The 21,646-nt window shown below is 64.3% G+C and carries 17 protein-coding genes; 11 read left to right on the forward strand and 6 right to left on the reverse strand.

Annotation, left to right across the window (positions count from 1 at the left end; all coding sequences use genetic code 11):
• Nucleotides 1-11 precede the first annotated feature (11 nt).
• Nucleotides 12-1,325 carry a crotonyl-CoA carboxylase/reductase gene (gene ccrA / locus M1247_RS13630; protein WP_317156876.1) on the reverse strand — a complete coding sequence of 438 codons (1,314 nt, stop codon included), beginning with the start codon at nucleotides 1,323-1,325 and terminating at the stop codon, nucleotides 12-14.
• A gap of 290 nt (nucleotides 1,326-1,615) precedes the next feature.
• On the opposite strand from ccrA, the gene M1247_RS13635 reads away from it, so the two are divergent.
• From M1247_RS13635 to M1247_RS13670, 8 genes are read left to right on the forward strand one after another with little or no spacing between them, the layout of a single operon-like run.
• Nucleotides 1,616-3,568 (forward strand): AMP-binding protein, encoded by a 1,953-nt coding sequence (locus tag M1247_RS13635; RefSeq protein ID WP_317156877.1) that lies wholly within the window; start codon nucleotides 1,616-1,618, stop codon nucleotides 3,566-3,568.
• Nucleotides 3,565-4,728, forward strand: coding sequence for a thiolase family protein (locus tag M1247_RS13640; RefSeq protein ID WP_317156878.1), 1,164 nt, complete (start codon nucleotides 3,565-3,567; stop codon nucleotides 4,726-4,728). Before M1247_RS13635 ends, M1247_RS13640 begins: the two co-directional genes overlap by 4 nt.
• A complete protein-coding gene (locus M1247_RS13645; RefSeq protein WP_317156879.1) occupies nucleotides 4,725-5,153 on the forward strand; it encodes a Zn-ribbon domain-containing OB-fold protein in 429 nt (142 codons plus the stop codon). Before M1247_RS13640 ends, M1247_RS13645 begins: the two co-directional genes overlap by 4 nt.
• 18 nt (nucleotides 5,154-5,171) lie before the next feature.
• Nucleotides 5,172-6,563 carry an MFS transporter gene (locus M1247_RS13650; RefSeq protein ID WP_317156880.1) on the forward strand — a complete coding sequence of 464 codons (1,392 nt, stop codon included), beginning with the start codon at nucleotides 5,172-5,174 and terminating at the stop codon, nucleotides 6,561-6,563.
• A gap of 14 nt (nucleotides 6,564-6,577) precedes the next feature.
• A complete protein-coding gene (locus M1247_RS13655; protein WP_317156881.1) occupies nucleotides 6,578-7,849 on the forward strand; it encodes an MFS transporter in 1,272 nt (423 codons plus the stop codon).
• The gene (locus M1247_RS13660; RefSeq protein ID WP_317156882.1) at nucleotides 7,782-8,213 is read left to right on the forward strand and encodes a MaoC family dehydratase; all 432 of its coding nucleotides are present in this window, start codon (nucleotides 7,782-7,784) and stop codon (nucleotides 8,211-8,213) included. The genes M1247_RS13655 and M1247_RS13660 overlap by 68 nt, the downstream gene beginning before the upstream one ends.
• Nucleotides 8,210-9,370 (forward strand): acetyl-CoA C-acyltransferase, encoded by a 1,161-nt coding sequence (locus tag M1247_RS13665; protein ID WP_317156883.1) that lies wholly within the window; start codon nucleotides 8,210-8,212, stop codon nucleotides 9,368-9,370. The genes M1247_RS13660 and M1247_RS13665 overlap by 4 nt, the downstream gene beginning before the upstream one ends.
• Nucleotides 9,371-9,429: 59 nt before the next feature.
• Entirely contained in the window at nucleotides 9,430-10,662 is a 1,233-nt protein-coding gene (locus tag M1247_RS13670) for a PucR family transcriptional regulator (protein ID WP_317156884.1), read from the forward strand.
• An 11-nt stretch (nucleotides 10,663-10,673) separates the two neighbouring features.
• Here the strand turns inward: M1247_RS13670 and M1247_RS13675 are convergent, their stop codons facing one another.
• From M1247_RS13675 to M1247_RS13690, 4 genes are all read right to left on the reverse strand, one after another.
• Nucleotides 10,674-11,288, reverse strand: a complete 615-nt coding sequence (locus tag M1247_RS13675; RefSeq protein WP_317156885.1) for a TetR/AcrR family transcriptional regulator — start codon at nucleotides 11,286-11,288, stop codon at nucleotides 10,674-10,676.
• Between the two features lie 39 nt (nucleotides 11,289-11,327).
• The gene (locus M1247_RS13680; RefSeq protein ID WP_317156886.1) at nucleotides 11,328-14,204 is read right to left on the reverse strand and encodes an MMPL/RND family transporter; all 2,877 of its coding nucleotides are present in this window, start codon (nucleotides 14,202-14,204) and stop codon (nucleotides 11,328-11,330) included.
• Nucleotides 14,205-14,218: 14 nt separating this feature from the next.
• The gene (locus tag M1247_RS13685) at nucleotides 14,219-14,647 is read right to left on the reverse strand and encodes an MmpS family transport accessory protein (RefSeq protein ID WP_317156887.1); all 429 of its coding nucleotides are present in this window, start codon (nucleotides 14,645-14,647) and stop codon (nucleotides 14,219-14,221) included.
• A 238-nt stretch (nucleotides 14,648-14,885) separates the two neighbouring features.
• A complete protein-coding gene (locus M1247_RS13690) occupies nucleotides 14,886-15,533 on the reverse strand; it encodes a TetR family transcriptional regulator C-terminal domain-containing protein (protein WP_317156888.1) in 648 nt (215 codons plus the stop codon).
• Nucleotides 15,534-15,657: 124 nt separating this feature from the next.
• Here M1247_RS13690 and M1247_RS13695 point away from each other — a divergent pair, with 124 nt between their 5' ends.
• Together M1247_RS13695 and M1247_RS13700 are read left to right on the forward strand one after the other, a co-directional pair.
• Entirely contained in the window at nucleotides 15,658-17,088 is a 1,431-nt protein-coding gene (locus M1247_RS13695; RefSeq protein WP_317156889.1) for a purine-cytosine permease family protein, read from the forward strand.
• A gap of 41 nt (nucleotides 17,089-17,129) precedes the next feature.
• Nucleotides 17,130-17,861 carry an MBL fold metallo-hydrolase gene (locus tag M1247_RS13700; RefSeq protein WP_317156890.1) on the forward strand — a complete coding sequence of 244 codons (732 nt, stop codon included), beginning with the start codon at nucleotides 17,130-17,132 and terminating at the stop codon, nucleotides 17,859-17,861.
• On the opposite strand, the gene M1247_RS13705 is transcribed toward M1247_RS13700, so the two are convergent.
• Nucleotides 17,854-20,511 (reverse strand): excinuclease ABC subunit UvrA, encoded by a 2,658-nt coding sequence (locus M1247_RS13705; protein WP_317156891.1) that lies wholly within the window; start codon nucleotides 20,509-20,511, stop codon nucleotides 17,854-17,856. The genes M1247_RS13700 and M1247_RS13705 overlap by 8 nt on opposite strands.
• Before the next feature lie 140 nt (nucleotides 20,512-20,651).
• Here M1247_RS13705 and M1247_RS13710 point away from each other — a divergent pair, with 140 nt between their 5' ends.
• Nucleotides 20,652-21,641 carry an IS481 family transposase gene (locus M1247_RS13710; protein ID WP_317156892.1) on the forward strand — a complete coding sequence of 330 codons (990 nt, stop codon included), beginning with the start codon at nucleotides 20,652-20,654 and terminating at the stop codon, nucleotides 21,639-21,641.
• Nucleotides 21,642-21,646: the final 5 nt, after the last annotated feature.

The following is a 21,646-nucleotide window of genomic DNA, read 5'->3' on the forward strand; positions in this document are numbered from 1 at the left end:
GTCGGTACTTCCTACCGGGCTGCCGTCGGGCGGGGACCGGGCCACTGCGCGGTCCGGCCGTCTTCGGGACTCGTCGCCCCGATGAGGTGCACCGTGTTTCCGAAAACCTCTTCTCCGCGGCCCATCTGGGCGTGTGAAGTCGGAATCTCGTCCATCGGGAGGACTCGGCCCACACATGGGTCGATACGGCCTTCGAGGATGAGCTGGTTGTAGGCCTGTGCCTGTTGGTCATTGGTTCCGTGCGAACCCTGCAGACGCTTCTGCCGGGTCCAGTGGTAGCGGAGATCGACCATCGCGTCGAATCCCGTCGTGCCGGCACAGATGACGACCATTCCGCCGGGACGGCAGGCGAAGATGCTCGTCGGAATTGTCGCCGCGCCGGGATGTTCGAAAACGATCGCCGGATCCTCGCGGCTGCCCGCGATTTCCCAGAGCCGTTTACCGAACGCGCGTGCCCCGGCAGTCCATTCCTTCTGACCCGCTTTGTCGTCGACCAGCGGCGGCACTCCCCAGTGGCCGAAGTCCCGGCGGTTGATATAGCCGATCGCCCCGTACTTCATTGCGAAAGCGCCACGTTCGTCGTCGGACACCACGGCGACGGCGCGCCCGCCGGCATCCTTGACCAGTTGACAGGCCTGTGTTCCCAGACCACCCGAGCCGCCCCAGACCAGCACCAGGTCGCCTTCGGTCACGGTGTTGCCGGCCCAGCCGTGCAGCATGCGGTACGCAGTGGTGCCGACCAACGTCGGCGCGGCCGCCTCAGCCCAACTCAGATGCGGTGCCTTCGCAAGAACCTGATGAGCCTGGACGCGGGCAAACTGCCCGAACGACCCGAAATTCGTGTCATAACCCCAGATTTTGGCGCTCGGCGCAATCATCGGGTCGCGGCCGGCCAGCACCCACGGGTCGTCGGCGTCCCACACACCCGGGTGCACCACAACCTCGTCACCGACGTGAATTCCCTCTACCCCCTCGCCGAGGGCGTAGACGATGCCCGAGGCGTCCGAGCCGCCCACATGGAAGTCCTCGACCTCACCGCGGCGTTGTCGGGTGGCGACCTGATCGACCGGGTATCCCCGCGCAGCCCACACATTGTTGTAGTTGACGCCGGCGGCCATGACGGCGATCAACACCTCGCCAGGCCCCAATGCCGGCGTATCGATCACCTCGTGGACGAATGCCGTCGCAGGATCGCCATACCTGTCTGGTCGAACAGCCTGCGCATGCATCTTCTTCGGCACCACCCCCAGCGGCGGCAAGGAACCGACGTCCATGACGTCGACTCCGGAATCGGCCACCACGGCGCGGTCTAGCGTGTCACTCACGAAGAACCCTTCCATTCGGTACACGGGATTGGTCGGTATGCGCCAAGTCTCAGCGATGCACAAAATGTGAGCAACGACCAAACCGGCAGACAGCTATGCATATCTGCACAACCGCTGTTCAGAGCCATGAGCAGGTGGCTCCCCGGCCGGCGGAGCGCGACAGTCCGCCACTTGCGTATTCGGCAAATTCTGTCCGGAATCTTCTCCTTTCCGGGTAGGGACATGAGGCCACGCCGCTCCTAGCGTTACCTGCATTCGTTTGTGACCCAGCCCATACCGCAGGAGAAGATGTGACGAGCACACCGGCCGCCGATCTCGACAGTGGGATCTGGCGGCCCAGCGCAGTCGAACGGGAACGCAGCCGGATTCTGGCCTTTGCCAGTCATGCCGGATGCGCTGACCTCACCGGGCTGCGCGAGCGGGCCGATGCCGATCCGGACTGGTTCTGGGGCGCCGTCGCCGATTGGCTGCAACTTGACTGGCAACGGAAGCCGGCGGCAACCGTCGACCAACTCGAGGTGCCGCACGAATCCAAGTGGTTCATCGGAGGTGAACTCAACATCGCCGACAACGCGGTGGATCGGTGGTTGCGTGCGGGCCGTGGCGCCGACGAGGCGCTGTTGTGGGAACTCGAGGACGGTACGCGCGGTAGCTGGACGTTTGCCGAACTCGCAGGCGAGGTCGATCGGGTGGCCGGAGGACTGCTCGCCCTCGACATCAGTTTCGGTGACAGGGTGGGAATCCAGCTGCCGATGGTGCGGGAGGCGGTCGTCGCGCAACTCGCATGCGCCAAGATCGGCGCGATCTCGGTCCCGATCTTCTCAGGATTCGGCGCTGCGGCCGTCAGCGACCGCCTGACCATTGCCGGCGCGAAAGCCCACATCATTGCCAACGGGTTCCACCGACGCGGCAAAACCGTTGCAGTGCCACAAGATTTGGCTGACGCCCTGCGGCAGATCGAGACCTTGTCGACCACTGTCGTCGTCGACCTCGTCAGCGGGGCGACCGTGCCGAACATGCCGAGCGAGGTGGCGTGGGCCGACCTCGCCGCAACTGCCGGCCCCGTGGTCGCGGCACGAACACCCACGGACCATCCGTTGTGCATTGCCTTCACATCGGGAACCACCGGGGCCCCGAAGGGCGTGGTCCTGGGTCACGCCGGTTTCGCAGTGAAGGCCGGCAGTGATGCCGCCTTCAGCTTCGACCTCGGACCCGGTGACATCGCCACCTGGATCACCGACCCTGGTTGGATCATGAGCCCGATCATCGTGTTGGGCGGTCTTATGACCGGCAGCAGCGTTGCACTCTACGCGGGGACCCCCGACTGGCCACACCGAGACCGGTTGTGGGACATGGCCAGAGCACTCGGCGTGACCATGATGGGAGTGTCACCCACACTGATCCGCACCCTGATGGGCGCTGGGAGCGATCAGCCGGTCGATGTCGGGCCGCTGCGAGTCTTCGCCTCCAGTGGCGAAGCGTGGACACCAGACGCCTACGACTGGCTGTTTACTCACGTCGGCCGGCAGCAGGTACCCATCATCAACTACAGCGGCGGCACCGAGGTGTCGGGCGCCATCCTGTCCAACACCACCGCCGAACCGATCCATCCCTGCGGATTCGCCGCGCCGCTGCCGGGCATGGGCGCCGATATCGTTGACCCTGAGGGTAAATCGCTTGACCGCGGACTCGGTGAACTCGCCCTGCGCCACCCTTCGCCGGGTATGCCCCTGAGTTTCTGGGGTGACCCCGAGCGGTACTACACGACGTACTGGGACCGGTGGCCGAAGGTCTGGCACCACGGCGACTGGGTCGAGCTGGATCAGCACGACGTTTGGTACGTACGTGGACGCAGTGACGACACCCTCAAGATCGCCGGCAAGCGACTTGGGCCTGCCGAGGTCGAATCCGTGGTCAACGGCATCCGCCGCGTTGTCGAATCGGCGGCCGTCGGCGTGCCGGACCCGCTCAAGGGTGAGGCGTTGGTGGTCTTTGCCCGGGTCCTCGAACACGATCGCGGTGACGACGCCATCCTCGCCGCCGAGATCACCGGTGAGGTCGGTGCGCGCCTGGGAAAACCCCTGGCGCCGAAGTTAGTTCACATCGTCACGAATCTTCCTCGCACTCGCAGCGGAAAGATCCTGCGTAGGGTGATCCGCTCTGCTTACCTGGGTAACGCCGCCGGTGACACTTCGGCGATCGATGACCCGTCCGCAATCGACGTCATCCGGAATCTGAAATGACGCGCCCGAAGAAGTGTGCCGTGGTCGGCATCGCCGAATTGCCACCACAACGCGTCACCCCCGGAATCACCACCTTGGAGATGATCGCCAAGGTGTCGCGCCGAGCGGTGTTCGACGCGGGGCTTCAGCCCACACAGGTCGACGGGCTCATCTGCGGCCCGCAGGTGGGCGAGACACCCCAGCACGTGCCTGCCACCATCGCCGAGTACCTCGGCCTGCAGCCACGCTTCGCCGACGTCGTCGATCTCGGCGGTGCGTCCGGAGCCGGAATGCTCTGGCGCGCGGCGGCCGCGATCAACGCCGGAATGTGCGACACCGTGCTGTGCGTGCTGGGTAACACCCGCGATCCGCAGCGAGTCCCTCGTTCCACCAACCGCAACCCGATCAGAGAGTTCGATGTCCCTTACGGTGCGAGCGGAGCCAACCAGGCCTACGCCATGATCGCCCAACAGCACATGGCCCAGTTCGGCACCACCGCTGAGCAATTGGCACACGTCGCGGTCAAAGAGCGACAGAACGCACAACTGAACCCGGAAGCGGTGTTTCACGGCAAGTCCATCACGGTGAACGACGTGCTGGAATCGCCGATGGTGATGGCACCGCTGCGCCTGTTCGAAGTGGTCATGCCGTGCGGCGGCGGCGCCGCATGTGTGGTGACCTCCGCCGAGCGCGCCCAGGATTACCCGCACCCACCGGTGTTTCTCATGGGCGCCGGTGAGAAGGTCACCCACCGGGCACTGAGCCAGGCTCCGCGCCTGACCACGTCTCCCCTTGCTCCGGCCATCGCGCATGCCTACGCCGCGGCCGGGGTCGGGCCGAGCGACATCGACTTCCTGTCCATCTACGACTGCTACTCCATCGTGGTGGCGATCACCGCCGAAGACGCCGGATTCTGCGGGAAAGGTGAAGGCGGACAGTGGGTCGCCGAACACAACTTCTCCATCCACAGTTCACTGCCGGTGAACCCACAAGGTGGCCAATTGGCCTGCGGGCAGGCTGATCTCGCCGGTGGCATGAGTCACCTCATCGAAGCCGTCCGCCAATTGCGACGCGATGCCTGCGGCCGCCAGATCGACAACGCCGACATCGCCCTGGTCACCGGGAACGGCGCAACCATGAGCGAAGAAGTCGCACTCGTCCTGGGGGGAGCACGCATATGACCGACACCCTGCCGGCGAAACCGCTCGTAAAACCCGGTCCCACCACCACACCGCTCACCGAGACGTACTGGCACCACGCCGAGCAGGGACTGCTGTACCTGCAGCAGTGCGGCCAGTGCGGACGGCACCAACACTATCCGGGTCCCATGTGCCGGTCGTGCTGGTCAGAGGAGTTGACCTGGGTGCCGGCCGCCGGCACCGGATTCGTGTGGACATTCACCGTCGCCGGCATCCCCGGGCACCCGGCATGGAGCAGTGAGACGCCGTATGTGCTGGCGCTCGTCGAACTCGACGAAGGCCCCCGACTGATGACCAACATCGTTGGCTGCTCACCCGAACACGTACACGTCGGCCAGCGCGTCCAACTGCGTTCCGCCCCATTCAAACCGGGGCAACCGCCTCTGCAATTCGAACCTCAACACTGACACGATGAATGGACTGCCATGACTGTCAACGCCGACATCACACATAGCAGCAGCGAACTGACCCGTCGCCGTGCGCGTCTCGGAAGCTTCGTCGGGACCACGATCGAGTGGTACGACTTCTACCTCTACGGCACCGCGGCCGCGCTGGTGTTCCCCAAGCTGTTCTTCCCTTCGTACTCCGCACTGACCGGCACCCTGCTGGCCCTGCTGACCTACTCGGCCGGCTTCATCGCCCGGCCGCTCGGCGGCATCATCATGGGTCACTACGGTGACCGCATCGGCCGCAAGGCCATGCTGGTCACCTCGCTGATGGTGATGGGCGTGGCGACGACCTTGATCGGTGTGCTGCCCACCTACACCGCAGCAGGCGTCTGGGCGCCGATCCTGCTGCTGATTCTGCGCATCGTCCAAGGTTTCGGTGTCGGCGGTGAGTGGGGCGGCGCGGTGCTGGTCGCCGTCGAACACGCGCCACCCACGCGACGCGGCGTGTTCGGCGCCTGGCCGCAGGCCGGGGTCCCCGCCGGACTGTTGCTGGCAAACGGCGTCTTCATGAGCCTGTCACTCACCCTGTCCTACGACGCGTTCATGGCGTGGGGTTGGCGTGTCGGTTTCCTGGGCTCGGCGGTACTGATCGCCGTCGGCCTCCTCATCCGGCTGCGTATGGAGGAAACCCCCGACTTCGAAAAAGCCAAGCAGGACGGCAGTATCGCAAAGTTCCCCATCGTCACGGTGTTCAAGACCCAGTGGCGACAGGTGCTGCTCGCGGTCGGCATCAAGATGTCGCAGAACGCCATCTTCTACGTCATCACTGTCTTCGCCCTCACCTACGTGACAACGGTGCTCGATCTTCCCCGTTCGGTCGCGCTCATCGGAGTCCTGGCAGCATCAGCAGTCAGCCTGTTCACCCTGCTGATCTCAGGCTGGTTGTCCGACGAATACGGCAGGCGGCGGATCTATCTCGTCGGCGCCGTCCTGTCCGGCCTGTTCGCTTTCCCGTTCTTCTTCCTGATGGACACCAAAGCGTCACTGCTGATCTGCGCGGCGATCGTCATCGGGTTGGTGTTCCACGACCTCATGTACGGGCCGCAGGCGGCGTTCATGTCCGAGCTGTTCGAGCCCGAGTTGCGGTACACCGGCGCATCAGTGGGATATCAGCTGGCTTCGTTGCTCGCCGGCGGGCTGTCCCCGGTGCTGGCGGTGATGCTGCTGGGCCTGGCAGGCAACCGGCCCTGGCCGGTCGCGCTGTACATGATCGGTCTCAGCGTGATCACCATCGCGGCCACGTACTTCTCGCCGGAGACGCACCGGGGCAACCGCAGCGCCGGCGCGCCGGGGACAGCCGATCCGGTTCCGGCTGCCGATGCCGCACCGCAGCCGACGCCCGCCTCGGCCCTGACCCACCAATCCTGAACCGCACCGTCCCCATGCTGCTAGGACGCCCGATCGCCCAACGTGCCCTGATCGCCTTGGTGCAGGTGCTGAGCCTGTCCGTCTGGTTCTCGGTCACTGCGGTGGTTCCCAGCCTGACCCAGCAATGGGGCATCAGCCCGACCGCAGCAGTGTGGCTGACCGCATCCGTGCAGATCGGTTTCGTGGTGGGCGCCGTGGGTTCCACGGCACTGAACCTCGCGGACCGGATCGCCCCGCAGGTATTGCTGGCGGTCAGCGCCGGTGGGGCCGCGGCGTGCACCGCTGCGGTCACCGTGTTGGCCGACGGAGTCTCGGTCGCGGTGCCGCTGCGGGCGCTGACCGGCTTTTTCCTCGCCGGCGTGTATCCGGTGGGCATGAAGTTGATGGCGTCCTGGTCGGCGCCGGCCGACCGTGGCACCGCCTTCGGGGTGTTGATCGGTGCGCTCACCCTGGGTTCAGCCCTGCCCCACCTGATCGGCGGCATCGGGCCGTTGCCCTGGCGGTCCGTCCTGCTCACCGCCGCCGCATTGTCGGTTCTCGCCGCACTGCTGGCGGCGTTCATGATCCGAACCGGCCCACACCTCGACGGTCGCCGCGCGACACCGAATCCCCGGTACGCGATCCGGATGTTCACCGAACGCGGCCCCCGGCTGGCCAATCTCGGCTACTTCGGACACATGTGGGAGCTCTACGCGCTCTGGACGTGGCTGGCGACATTCGTGATGCTGGGCCGGCAGGAGCGTGGCGAGATTGCCTCTGTCTCAACGGGTATGGTGACGTTCCTGGCGATCGGCGCGGCCGGCGTCGTCGGTTGTCTGGTTGGCGGTTGGGCGTCGGACCGGTTCGGACGCTCACCTGCGGCGGTTGCCGCGCTCGCGGTCAGCGGCGCCTGTTGTGTCGCATCACCGCTGTTCTTCGCCGCGTCGTTCCCGGTGTTGCTTGTCTTCCTGCTGGTCTGGGGCGCCGCCGTCATCGCCGACTCCGGTGTCTTCTCCACCTCGCTCAGTGAAACCGCGGACAGCCGCTACGTCGGGACAGCCCTGACCGCACAGACCGCCATCGGGTTCCTGCTCACCGTCGTCACCATCCAACTCGTCCCCATCGCCGCCCAGTTTGTCGGCTGGCAGTTCGCGTTTCTGCTGCTGGCCCCCGGTCCTGCGGTCGGAGCGATCGCAATGTACGCGCTTCGTGTGCGCACCACTACAAAGGAGGATCTCCATGTCCAACCCCACTCGTACCGTGCCCCAGGTGGGGCAGTTCGCGGAAATGTCCCGGACTGTCGGTGACAACGACATCGCGCTGTTCACCGACATCAGTGGCGACCGCAATCCGCTGCACTATGACGAGGACGCCGCGCGGGCATCCCGGTTCGGCGAAATTGTGGTGCAAGGTGGCATTACCAGCGCCATCCTGAATGCTGTTGTCGCTGAGGAACTTCCCGGTCCAGGCACGGTCTTCCTCAACGTCAACTGGGCGTTCAAGGCACCGGTTCGGCCCGGTGACCTCATCACAGGCCGTGTCGAGGTGACCGCAGCCCGCAGCGACAAACCCATCACCGAGCTCAAGACCACCGTCACCCGTGGCGATGGCACGGTCGTGCTCGACGGCACCGCCGTCTGCTACACCATGGACCTCGGTGGGGCCGCATGACCGCCGATCGCGACGCGGTCCTCGTCGGCGCCGCCCGCACTCACGTCGCGAAATTCGGTGGTGCGTTCAGTCATCTGAGCGCCATCGATCTCGGCGCGGCCGCCATCCGCGCAGCACTGGAGCAGGTCGGCGGGCACGTGGTGCCCGAGCAGATCCTCATGGGCAACGTCGTGCAGGCCGGCAACGGTCAGAACCCGGCACGGGTGGCGGCCATCCGTGCCGGGTTGCCGACGACCATCCCCGGTGTGACCCTCAATGACGTTTGCCTGGCGTCGATGACAGCTGCCGGCGTAGCTGCATCGTTGATCCGTGCCGGCGAGCTCAATTCGGCGCTGGTGGGCGGCTTCGAGTCGATGACCGGCGCTCCACACGCCATCGCAGTGCGTACCGCCAAGCGTGTCGGCAATGCGCCGGCCGTGGACCTCTTGGTCAATGACGGCCTGTGGTGCTCGATCAGCGATTCGGGGATGGGTGAGATCTCTGACCGGGCCAACACCGACTTGAAGATCAGCCGTGCCGATCAGGACCAGTTCGCCTACGAGAGCCACCGACGCGCGGCTCAGGCTACCGAAGCGGGTCGCTTCAAGCACGAGGCCACCGCGTTGACCGAGGTCCTGGACGGGGACGAAGGCATCAGGGCGGGTACCACGACCGATACGCTCGCCCGGTTGCGGCCTGCGTTCACCGAGGACGGCACCATCACCGCCGGGAACGCCTCGCAGATGTCGGACGCCGCGGCCGCGGGCATGATCGTGAGCCGCGGCCATGCCGCGCGACTGGGATTGACGCCGATGGTGGAGATCGTCGGCAGGGCCGTGGTGGCGGGACCGGACGTCTCGCTGCATCTCAAACCGTCCGCCGCCGCGCGTGTGCTGCTCGACCAGCACCGGCTGAGCGTCTCCGACATCGGTTTGTGGGAAATCAACGAAGCGTTCGCCGGGGTCGTGCTCGCGTCCGCCCGCGATCTGGGTCTGGACCTCGACCGGATCAACGTCAACGGCGGGGCGATCGCTTTGGGGCACCCGCTGGCCGCCTCCGGTTTCCGGATGCTGCTCAGCCTCGCCCACGAGATGAGGCTGCGTGGCGTCGAATTCGGAGTCGCCGCCATCTGCGGCGGCGGCGGACAGGGTCAGGCGATGCTCCTGCGGGCGGTGTGAAACCGTACCGGGCAGTGCGAGAAGTTCTACCATTCGATGATGAGCACCCTCGCTTCGATATGAGCGCGGCACGCCGCGATTCCGCACGACCGGTGTCGATCGCACCGCTGGTCGACTACCTGCGCGCCCAGTCGGCCCAGATCGGCGATCTCCTCGCTCAGCGCTACCGCGAGGAGATCGTCGAATATCGTTCATTGCCAGAAGGGTTCATCGAGCAGGACGTCGCACCCACCGCTGCGAACAACCTCGAGACCGTCCTGCAGGCCCTGACCGAGGACAGCAGCGATCCCGCAGATACCCGATTCGACGTGTTCCGCGACAGCGCAGTCCGCAGGTTCCACCAAGGCGTGCCGATGCAGGCGCTTCTGCATGCCTACCGGTTGTGGGGTCACACGGTGTGGGATCAGGTCCTCAAAGCCCCCCGCGTCACCCCGGCGGCACGCCTTGCCGCGGCAGGCAAGATCATGCAACACGTCGATGTCGTCTCCACTGTCGTAGCCCAGGCCTACCTCGAAGAATCCTCCGGAGTCATCCAGGACCGGGAGATCCTTCGCCGCGATCTACTCGAAGCGTTGATCGCCGGCACTGCTCCTCAGCGGGTCGACCGACTGTCCGGAAAATTCGGCCTCATCCCAGACGCCCAACACGCCGTGGTGATCCTGCGGCACCGGAGGTTGAGCCATGCCGAACCGTCATCGCTGCGGGAGAGCCTGCATACCGTTCGCGCGCAGTTGCACTCGGACACAGGCCAATCCGTACTCACCGGGGTGCGCGACGAGGAAATCGTGGCGATCTATCCGCTGAAGGCCCGCGACCACCTGGATTCCCTGCGGCAGCAGGCCAATGCACTGGCTCGGGAGTCCCCCGACTACTACGTCGGCGTCAGTCGCAGCCACCTGGGGCTGTCCAGCATGTCGACCGCCTACCTGGAAGCCCAGAACGCCGTGCAGACCGCCGCAGCTGACGACGAACCGCGTGCCTACATCTATTCCGATGCGCTCCTGGACCGTATCGTGCGAGAGTGCGCGCTCCGCAGCACCCTGATCGAGGACACCCTCACACCGCTGCAGCAGTACGACGCCAAACACGACAGCAAACTGATCACCACACTACGGGCCTACATCACCTCGGGTTTCAACCTCACCCGGGCGGCTACTTCACTTGTCGTACAACCAAACACGGTCCGCTACCGCCTTCACCGCATCGCTGAGCTGACCGGCCACGACCCCTTCAGTGCCGAGGACGTCATCCTGCTGTCCCTGGGACTTCGCGCCGCCGACCAGGAATCCTGAGGCAGCAGGCGTCAGTCATCCCCTGCGCGCACAGCGGGCAGAATCAGCGTGTCGATGACGTCTCGAACGAACTTCGCGTCGACGCTCTGACCGCTGATGACGCGCATCAGTCCCATACCGGTGAGCACGTCGGCGATCAGCGACCAATCGCGGTCAGGCGCCAACTCTCCCCGCGCCGCTGCCTGTTGCAGGATGGCGGTCACCACGCGCCTGCCCTTGAGCACCATCAGATCGTCGAGAGCCGACGCGAGATGCGGATCGTGCACAGCCTCCAGCGCCACCCGCAGCACCAGGTCATTGGAGATCAGCTCGTCATCGTTGCGGGCCGCCCGTCGCACAATTTCGTCGAAATCGCCTTCAAGACTTCCGGTATCCGGCGCCTCATCGGACATCAGCTCAGGCCGCCAGTACACCAGTGCGTCGGTGATCAACGCCGCCTTCGACGACCATCGACGGTATATCGCGGCTTTGCCGACACCGGCTCGGGCGGCGATGTCGTTCATGTTCGTGTCGCTGTAACAGTTTTCGCGCAGGGCGGCCAGCGCAGCGTTGAGGATCGCGGGATCACGGGACCGATCCAGCCGCCCGTCAGTACGCTGACGCAGTTTCGATTCTGTGTCTTCCATATCTACCGGATCTTTCGATCCTGCGGCCGACATCGTTACCTAGCTGGGTTGCCCGATGGGAGCGGTGTCCTCGTCGGCCGGTCGCGCCTTCTGAGCGAGACGACCACGCCTGGTGATCTCGAAGGTGTTCAGCGGCCACCAGAACCAGCGGCCGAGAGCCGCCGCGATCGACGGAGTCATGAACGCCCGGACGATCAGCGTATCGACGATCAGACCGATACCGATGGTCATACCGAACTGACCGACCACCCGCAGGTCGCTGACGATCATCGACATCATGGTGAACGCGAACACCAGGCCGGCGGCGGTGACAACGCGCCCGGTGGCACCCATACCGCGGATAATCCCCGTGTTGAGCCCGGCATGGATCTCCTCTTTGAGACGCGAGACCACCAGCAGATTGTAGTCCGAACCCACCGCCAACAGAATCACCATCGAGAACGGGATCACGACCCACTGCACGCCCAGGCCCAGGATGTCCTGCCAGAGCAGCACCGACAGTCCACACGCGGTGCCCAACGATGCGGCTACCGTGCCGACGATCACCAGTGCCGCCACCACACTGCGGGTGATCAGCAACATGATCGCGAAGATCAGGATCATCGACGCGATCACCGCGATCAGCAGGTCGACGGTGACGCCGTCCTGCATATCTGCGTACAGCGACGCGGTGCCGGCCAGCGACACCTTGGCGTTGGACAGCGGTGTGCCCTTGACCGCGTCGGCCACAACACCTTTGAGGTCGCGAACATGGTCGATACCTTCGACGGAGGCCGGGTCGCCCTGGTGGGTGATGATCATCCGGACTGCCTTGCCGTCGGGTGAGACGAACATCTTGAGCCCACGCTCGAAGTCGGGGTTCTGGAACACGTCCGGCGGTAGGTAGAACATGTCGTCGTTCTTGGCCTGATCGAAGTACAGGCCTATCTCCGTCGCCCCCTTGGCCGCTTCCTGTTGCGCGGCCTGAGTGCCGGCCATGGTGCTGTGGGTCGCGATCATGAAGTCGCGCATCGTCTTCATCGTTCCGATGGTGTCCTGCAGAACCGGCAACATCTGCGGCAGCAGGTGATCCAAGCGGTCGATATCGGAAGTGAGACCTTGGATCTGGTCAGCGAGTTTGTCGATCCCGTCGAGGGTGTCGAAGATCGACCGTATCGACTGGCACATCGGAATGTCGTAGCAGTGCGGCTCCCAGTAGAGGTAGTTGCGGATCGGGCGGAAGAAGTCATCGAAATCCGCGAGATGGTCGCGCAGATCATTGGTGGCGTCGGCCATGTCGTGCGTCTTACCGGCCATGCTGTGCGTGATCTCGGTCATCTCTTTCGTGATCGCGTACATGCGTTCCATGCTGGCGACGGTCTTGCTCAGCTCATCGGCCTGTTCGAGCATCTGCGCCGAGTTGTCGTTGTTGAACTTCGCGGACTGCAGCGTGCTGGCGTTCTGCGCACCGAGCAGGAACGGGATGGAGCTGTGCTCGATCGGTGCGCCCAGTGGCCGGGTGATGGTCTGCACCCGATCGATGCCCCGCAGGCGAAAGACGCTCTTGGCGACCTTCTCGATCACGAGCATGTCGGCGGGGGTCCGCAGGTCATGGTCGGCCTCGAGCATCAACAGTTCGGGGTTCATCCTGGCCTGGGAGAAGTGTCGTTCCGCGACGGCCATGGCCTGGTTACTGGGCATGTCGGCCGGGGTGAACTTCTGGTCGTTGTACTGCGGTACGTAGGTCAACAGGGCGACAAAGCCAACGATGGCGATCAGGCTGGTCATCAGGATGATCGGGATGGGCCAGCGAACTGCGGCGGTGCCGACCTTGCGCCAACCCCGGGTCGACAGTTCACGTTTGGCGTCGAGGAGCCCGAACTTCGACGCCACCGTGAGCACTGCGGGCGCCAATGTCAGTGCCGCGGCGACGATCACCAGAATGGCGATCGCGCAGGGCAGACCCATGGTCTGGAAGTACGGCAACGTCGTCATGGTGAGGCACAGGCACGCGCCGACGATGGTCAATCCGGAGCCCAGGATGACGTGCGAGACACCACGATAGGAGACGTAGAACGCGTCTTCTCGGTCCAGACCTTTCGATCTCTCCTCTTGATATCGACCAAGTAGGAAGATCACATAGTCCGTCCCCGCGGCCAGGGACAGCATGGTCACCATGCTCACCGCGTACGGGGTAAGGCCGATGATGTTCAAGTTGCCTGCGGTGGCCGTAACACCCTGAGCGGCAAATAGTTCCAGACCGATGATCACCATCGACACGAGCATCGTGACCAGGGAGCGATAGATGACGAGCAACATCACGACGATGACGCCGACCGACACCAACTCCATGGTCGCCAGACTCTGATGTCCGGCCACCTGCGTGTCGGCGTTGAGCACGGTGTTGCCTGCGACGTGGGCCTTGATTCCCGGTGGGGCCGGTACCGAGGCAACGATGTCGCGCACGGCGGCCACCGACTCATAGCTGGCGCTGGTGCCCTGCGCACCGTTGAGGAAGATCTGCACGTAGGCGGACCTACCGTCCACGCTCTGCGACCCCGCCGCGGTCAACGGATCGCTCCAGAAGTCCTGGACGTTCTGCACGTGGTCGTGATCGGCGATCAGTTTGGCGACGATCTTGTCGTAGAACTTGTGCGCCTCGTCGCCGAGGTGGTCATCGCCCTCCAGCACGACCATCGCCGTGGAGTCCGAATCGTACTGCTGAAACACCTTGCCGATGTTCAGCATCGACTGGTAAGACGGCGCGGACGTGGGGCTCAACGGCACCGAGCGGGTGGCTGCAACCTCGTCGAGGGATGGGGTCACAATGCCCAGTGCGACCACGATCAACACCCAGAACACGATGATCGGCAGCGAGAAGATCCGAACCATCCGGCTGATGAAGGGGCGATGGGGCTTCGTGTCTGCGTTGCTCACAGCGTCTGCGTTGCTCATACGGATTTCACCAAGCAGTAGATGAACGGTTTGAATGTGTCGGTGCTCGCCCGGTCGTCGCGCACCTCTCCGTCGACGGTGACCCGACACCGAAGGTTCTGGGTATCGCGGTCACCCTGAGCCATGATGTTGGCCGACATGGAGGGCAGCGTCGTCACGATCGTGAACGACCATGGCAGTGGGGTGTTTTCGATGAGATGGGGCTGGCCGTTCTCGTCGAGATAATTGAGATTCGCGGTACCACCCGCCCCGGTGACCTCATACGTGATGTGCTTCGGATTGAAGTTCTCGGTAATCCCCGAGCCCTCCGCCGTATTTACGCCTGGGCCTTTGGGCTCGCGGATACGGACAATCGCATACGCGCCGATTGCAACGACAACCACCAGCAGTAGCGGGATCCAGAATTTTTTCAACACTCGGTACACCGCGTGCGTGCCTCCCGCTCTTCGTTGCCAAACAGGTCCAGACGCAAGGGAAACCCGTCCAGCACCACACCCGGTTCGGGCACGAAGGCACGGTCACCCAACGAGGCGGAACCTGAGTTCCGCCTGCGCGACGGCGAGAACTTTACCGCATGCCACGGCGCGACGTGCGATGGAGCTGACCTAAAGCACACCAGAGGCAGTTGACGAGGGGCAGGCCCGGCCCGGAATAGCCGTAGGCCTAGCCCAAAACGCCTGCCGCCAAACCCAGTTCACGCTCTGTGGTGCGGAGAAGCATCTCAGTGACAATGGGATAGTTCAGAGTTGAATTGCCACGTAGAGCGGTGCGCACCGCACTCTGACCGAACGTGCCGTCGATCATCGCGAGTATCCGCATTGCCGATGCGGCGATGTCGTCCGTTGAGAAATCACCCGCATCGACCCCGCGTGACAGTAGGGCCGTCAGGTCCGCCAGATCGATTTCCATCTGGCGAATGACTTCCAGCTGCAATGGCGGCCGCCGCGGGCTTTCGCGCCATGCGTCGAGCCACAACAGCGCAACGGAGTCATGTTCAGTAGCGATCGCCTCGTTCAGGAACATCCTCAACTCGGCGGTGGGGCTATTCGCCGCTCCGGCGACGTGCGCTGCCTGTTTTTCGCGGCGGCTTTCGGCCGCAGCGGCGAATCCAGCGGCGACCAGTTCATCGGCCGACCGAAAATAGTGATTGACCAGACCTGGGTAGACACCCACCGCCTCGGCGACGCGTTTGGCGGTCACCTGCACTAATCCTTCTGCGATGGCGATCCTGCCGGCCGCCGCCGCAATCTCATCCCGACGCATCTGAGGCGGCTTGCGGCGAGGGCCCGATGCGGTCCCCGTCGAAGTCATGGCTCGACGTTAACACCACCGCAGGCGGAGGGCCTTTCTCCCAAACCAGTGACAACTCTGCACCATAGGAGTTATTGTCATCGCCACCAATAGTTATTGGTACTTACACCAACAAGGAGATGCGATGGCAGTCGACGACGTGCGCCGGGAGGTGGTCAGCGACGAATTCGGCAAGGTCGAAACCCGCGGGATCGACTTCATTCCGCCCGAAGAGCGGCACGGCAAGCCGCGCGACGTGTTCGCAGTCTGGGCCGCGTCGAACATCAACTACCTCTACATCCTTCTCGGCGGGTTGTTGACGGTGTTCGGGCTGAACGTGTGGCAGGCCATGACCGCGGTGGTGGTCGGGAATCTGTTCTGGGTGGCCATCGGGACCATCGCCACGAGCGGTCCGGTCGCCGGGGCTCCGAGCAGCGTGATCATGCGCGCGATGTACGGAACCAACGGCAACCGCATCAACGTCGGCATCTTCAACTGGCCGGTGTCCATCGCCTACGAAGCGATCAACCTCTGTGTGGGGGCACTCGCCGGGTTCGCGGTCATCGAAGCCTGGGGCGGTTCACTGTCCATCCCGACCAAAGTCGCGATCGTCATCGTGACTTCCGGCGTGACACTCGCAATCAGCGTGTACGGCCACGCGACCATCCTTCGGATGAGCGGCGTGTTCACCGCGGTACTCGCCGCCGCGATGGTCGTCCTGGGTGTATTCGTCGTCGCGCATGCCGACTGGGGATACCAGCCCGAGACCGTGCTCACCGGTGGTGCCATGTGGGCGAAGCTGGCCGCAGGTATCGCCTTGATCGCGGCCGCACCGCTGTCCTGGAGTATCAGCCCCGACTACGCCCGGTACCTACCGAGCGACACCTCCGCCAAAGCTGTGGCGATTTGGACAGCCCTTGGCGGGGTCATTCCGAACGTGACATTGGCAGCACTGGGCGTGCTGGCGGGAACGGTCATCGACATGCGCGAAGCCCAGACCAACCTCGCCCAGATCGTCCCCGGCTGGTTCTATCCGCTGTTCCTGCTCGTCATCGTGGTCGGATCGATGGCCAACAACGTGTTGACGATGTACTCCTCGGGCCTGAGCCTGCAGGCCGTCGGCATTCCGCTACGCCGCTCGATCACCGTACTTTTCGACGGCCTACTGGGCGTGGCGCTCGCATGCTATGCCCTGTTCGTCTCCGACTTCACCAGTGCACTGAGCAGCATTCTCGAACTCACCGTCATCGTCCTCGGCCCGACCATCTTCATCTACGTCACCGACCAGTGGCTGCGGCGCAACCGATACGACGGACTCGCCCTCAACGATGTGAGCCAGAACAGCATTGCCTGGTACACAAGAGGTTTCAATATCGCTGGTGTCGCAGCATTCCTCTCGGGGGCCATTGGCGCGGCGCTGTGCGTGGATGTTGCCGAGTTCTCCGGCCCCATCGCCACGGCACTCGGCGGCGCCGACCTGTCGTGGCTCGTCGGTCCATTGATCGCCTCGGGTGTCTACATCGCTGTCGCAAAGCGGTGCTACCCCGACCAATTCGCGAAGCCGGCAAGCCGGTGAGCATGCGGGTTTCCCCGGAGCCATGGTTTCGGACCTGTGCGGTGGGTCCTTCACTCGACCGGATCGACGAACCTCACGTCCACGAACTGCTGAGGGCCAACATCTGGCACCTGCGCGGACGGGATCGAGACCTCATCGTGGACACCGGACTTGGGGTGGCATCGCTGCGGGTTCATCTCCCACAACTGTTCGAGCGAGACCCCATCGTGGTTCTGACGCACGCCCATCTCGACCACATGGGCGGTGCACACGAGTTCGATCGCTGCTGGGCGCACCCGGGCGAACCCTTCCACGCGCCCCCGCCCGGTAGCCTCTACCTGCAGCCCCTTACTCGCGAATTGGGAATCAATACAGCAGAAGTCGAGTCCGACCCATTCATACTGCTCGACGCTGCACCGCAACGTGAGTTCAGGTTGGACGAGTACCGGCTGAAGCCGGCACCTGAAATCGAATGGCTGCGCGAGGGGACGCTGATCGACCTGGGCGACCACAAATTCACCGTCCTACACCTGCCCGGGCACACCCCGGCCAGCATCGGACTGCTCGACCCGCACAACGGCGTGCTGTTCTCCGGAGATGTTGTTTACGACGAGGCCCTCATCGACAACTGCGTCGGGTCCGACGTCCGGGACTACCGAGAGACGATGCGGCGCCTTGTCGACTGCGACGTATCCGTCGTGTACCCCGGGCACGGAGACAGCTTCGACGGGATCCGGCTTCGCAAGATCGCGACCGCCTACCTTTCCGCGACGGCACGCATCTCGTCTAGCTGAGAGCGGCGGCAAGGTAGGGGGCGGTCACGCTGTCGATATGGGTCGATGCCGCAGCCGGTGTGCCGGTGACCACAACACGTCCTCCGTCTCCGCCAGCACCGGGACCGAGGTCGATGGCGTAATCGGCTTGCGCGACAACGCGCATGTCGAGTTCGACGACCACGACCGTATTGCCCACGTCTACCAGCTTCTGCAGATGCAGCATCAACCGGTCGGCGTCGGCGGGATGCAATCCCCCGGTGGGCTCGTCGAGCAGGTAGAGCGCGTCGCCGCGATGTGCCCGCTGCAGCTCGGTGGCCAGCTTGACGCGTTGAGCCTCACCGCCGGACAGCTCGGTCGCCGGCTGCCCCAAGCGCAGGTAGCCCAGGCCGACGTCACACAGCACCGTCAACGAACGGAGCACATCGGTATCGCCGTCGAAGAATACCCGAGCCTGCTCCACGCTCATCTCCAGAATCTCCGCGATATTGCGATCCCGCCAGGTGATCTCCAATGTGCTTTCTTTGTAACGGGTTCCATGACAGTCGGGGCACGGAGCGTAAACGCTGGGAAGGAACAGCAGCTCGACCATCACCCACCCTTCGCCCTCACAGGTTGGGCATCGCCCCGACACGACATTGAACGAGAACCGTCCAGCTTTGTAGCCGCGGCGTCGCGCCTCCGGTGTCTCGGCGAAACGGCGGCGGATGTAGTCGAACATGCCGGTATACGTGGCCACGTTCGACCGGGGCGTGCGGCCGATCGGTTTCTGATCGATGCACACCACACGACGGAGACCGCCGATGTCGCCGACGATCCTGCCGTCGACCGGGGCGGACGCGGAGGCCAGCAGCAGGTCGTCGTCGTCGGACACGTCGTCGGTCGAACCGCTCACCGGTGCACCCAGGTAATCGGCGACCAGTGTCGGCAGCGCCTGACTGACCAGGCTCGATTTGCCCGAGCCCGAGACTCCGGTGACCGCGGTCAGACATTTCAGTGGGAACGACACCGCCACGTCGTGAAGGTTGTTTCGGCTCACGTGTTCCAACCGCAGCCAGCCGCCGGGCTCTCGGGGAGGTCGGCTCACTGGCGGTGCCAGATCGAACAGGTAACGGCGCGTGACTGATTCGCTCACCTGCGCAAGACCGTTCGGCGGACCGCTGTAAAGGATCTCGCCACCGCTCTCGCCGGCTCCGGGGCCGATGTCGACCAGCCAGTCGGCGGCGCCGATGATGTCGAGCGAGTGTTCGACAACGAAGACGCTGTTGCCACGTCGCTTCAAACCTTTCAGAATGGTCAGCAACGCATCCCGATCGCGTGGGTGCAGACCGGCCGAGGGCTCATCGAGCACGTACACCACCCCGAACAGCTGCGACGACAATTGGGTTGCCAGCCGCAGCCGCTGCAGTTCACCCGACGACAGTGTCGGGGTGCTGCGATCCAGCGAGAGATAGCCGAGGCCCAGATCCATGATCGGCAGCAGCCGCTCGAGCAGTTCGGCTGCCAAACGCCCAGCGGCAGCCTGCTTTTCGACGGACATGTTGGGCGTGTGCCGAATGTCGGGAGCCGCCTTGTGTGCTGACCCACCGGCGGCCACCCGGTGTTGGACCGCGGCGCGGCGCGTGCCCTCATCGAGCACGTCACCGGGGCCGACATCGGTCGGCATCCAGTTCTCACCGACGACCGGCTCCAACACCTGTGCGAGCCGAAACAGCGAGAGTCCGGACAGTTCGGCGATATCGAACCCCTCGAACGTGACCGACAACGCCTCGGGCTTGAGAAGTTTGCCATGACACGTCGGACAGGCCGCGCTACTGACGAATTGGGAAACCCGCTTCTTCACCAACGCACTTTTGGTGTTGGCGAACGTGTCCAGCACGTAGCGGCGCGCCCCTGTGAAGGTGCCTTGATAACTGGGCTCCATACCTTGCTTGACGGCCCGCCGCGTCTCCGTCGGGGTAAATCCGGCGTACACCGGCACCGTCGGGTGTGCCTCGGTGTAGAGGATCCAGTCGCGATCCTTCTTCGGCAGTTTCTTCCACGGCTTGTCGACGTCATAGCCCAGCGACACCAGGATGTCGCGCAAGTTCTGGCCGTACCAGGCCGGTGGCCACGACGCGATGGCCCTGTCCCGGATGGTCAGCGACGGATCCGGCACCATGAGCGCCTCGGGCACCTCATACACCCGGCCGATGCCGTGACACGTCGGGCACGCCCCCTGCACGGTGTTCGGGGAGAAATCCTCCGCGAACAGCATGGCCTGGTCGGCCGGATAGTTGCCGGCACGCGAATAGAGCATCCGCACCAGGCTCGACAGTGTCGTCACACTCCCCACCGACGACCGGGCACCACCCCCACCGCGCTGCTGCTGCAATGCCACTGCAGGCGGCATCCCCTCGATCGAGTCGACGTCAGGCACACCCACCTGGTCGATCAGTCGACGCGCGTACGGGGCAACCGACTCCAGATACCGACGCTGCGACTCCGCGAACAACGTGCCGAACGCCAGCGACGACTTACCCGATCCCGACACACCGGTGAACACCACCAGCGCATCCCGCGGAATGTCGACATCGACACCCTTGAGGTTGTGTTCCCGGGCACCGCGTACCCGGACATCGGCCGGTATGTCTACCAGCCGCTCATCCCACGGCCGTTCAGACAACTTCATCACCACATACCGACGGCATAGCGCGACCCTAGTTGTACTGACCACGGACGTTAGGTACGGCGTGGCGTGGTGACATAACGAAGACCTCCGAGTGAAGTGCGAGCTGTCTAGGAACGCACCAACTCACTCCGGAGGTCTTCGTGTCCCACCGTAATGCCCCTTTGTCAGAAACCGGTCGCCTGCGCCTGGCTCGTTGCGTCGTCGAGGACGGGTGGCCGCTGCGGCGAGCCGCTGAACGGTTCCAGGTCGCTGTGAGCACGGCGGCGCGCTGGGCCGACCGCTACCGCGAACTGGGCCCGGCCGGGATGGCTGATCGCAGCTCACGACCGCACCGAAGCCCGAACCAAACCCCGACCCGCACCGAGCGGCGAATCATCAAAGTCCGCGTACTCCGCCGGTGGGGCCCAGCCCGGATCGCCTATCTGCTGGGGTTGCAACCTTCGACAGTGCACCGCGTCCTGACTCGCTACGGCCTGGCTAAACTGCGCTGGCTGGACCGCGCGACCGGACAGGTGACCCGGCGCATCGAGTCGGCGCAGCCCGGGGATCTCGTCCACGTCGACGTCAAGAAGCTCGGCAAGATCCCCGCCGGTGGCGGCTGGCGGATGCTGGGCCGCACCGCCGGCAATCGCAACTCGCAAGCGGACAAAAGTTCAGGACGACAAAGCAAACACCGCCATCCATTGCGCGGGCACCACTTCTTGCACACCGCGATCGACGGCTACTCACGGTTGGTCTACAGCGAGATGCTCGCCGATGAACGCAAGGAGACTGCCGCAGAGTTCTGGACCCGCGCCAACGCCTGGTTCGAACAGTGGGGCATAAACGTCCGAAAAGTGCTGACCGACAACGGGTCCTGCTACCGATCTCACGCCTTCCGTGACGCGCTCGGAGACGTCGAACATCGCCGTACCCGTCCGTATCGGCCCCAAACCAATGGCAAGGTCGAACGCTTCCACCGCACCCTGGCCGACGAATGGGCCTACGCCCGGCTCTACACCAGCGACGCCGAACGCTGCGCCGAGTACCCACGATGGCTGCACACCTACAATTACCACCGCGGCCACACCGCACTCGGGGGTCAACCACCCGCCAGCCGCGTACCTAACCTCTCAGGTCAGTACACCTAGTCCTG

The organism is Mycobacterium appelbergii (genome assembly GCF_032883035.1).
Classification (GTDB): Bacteria; Actinomycetota; Actinomycetes; order Mycobacteriales; family Mycobacteriaceae; genus Mycobacterium; species Mycobacterium appelbergii.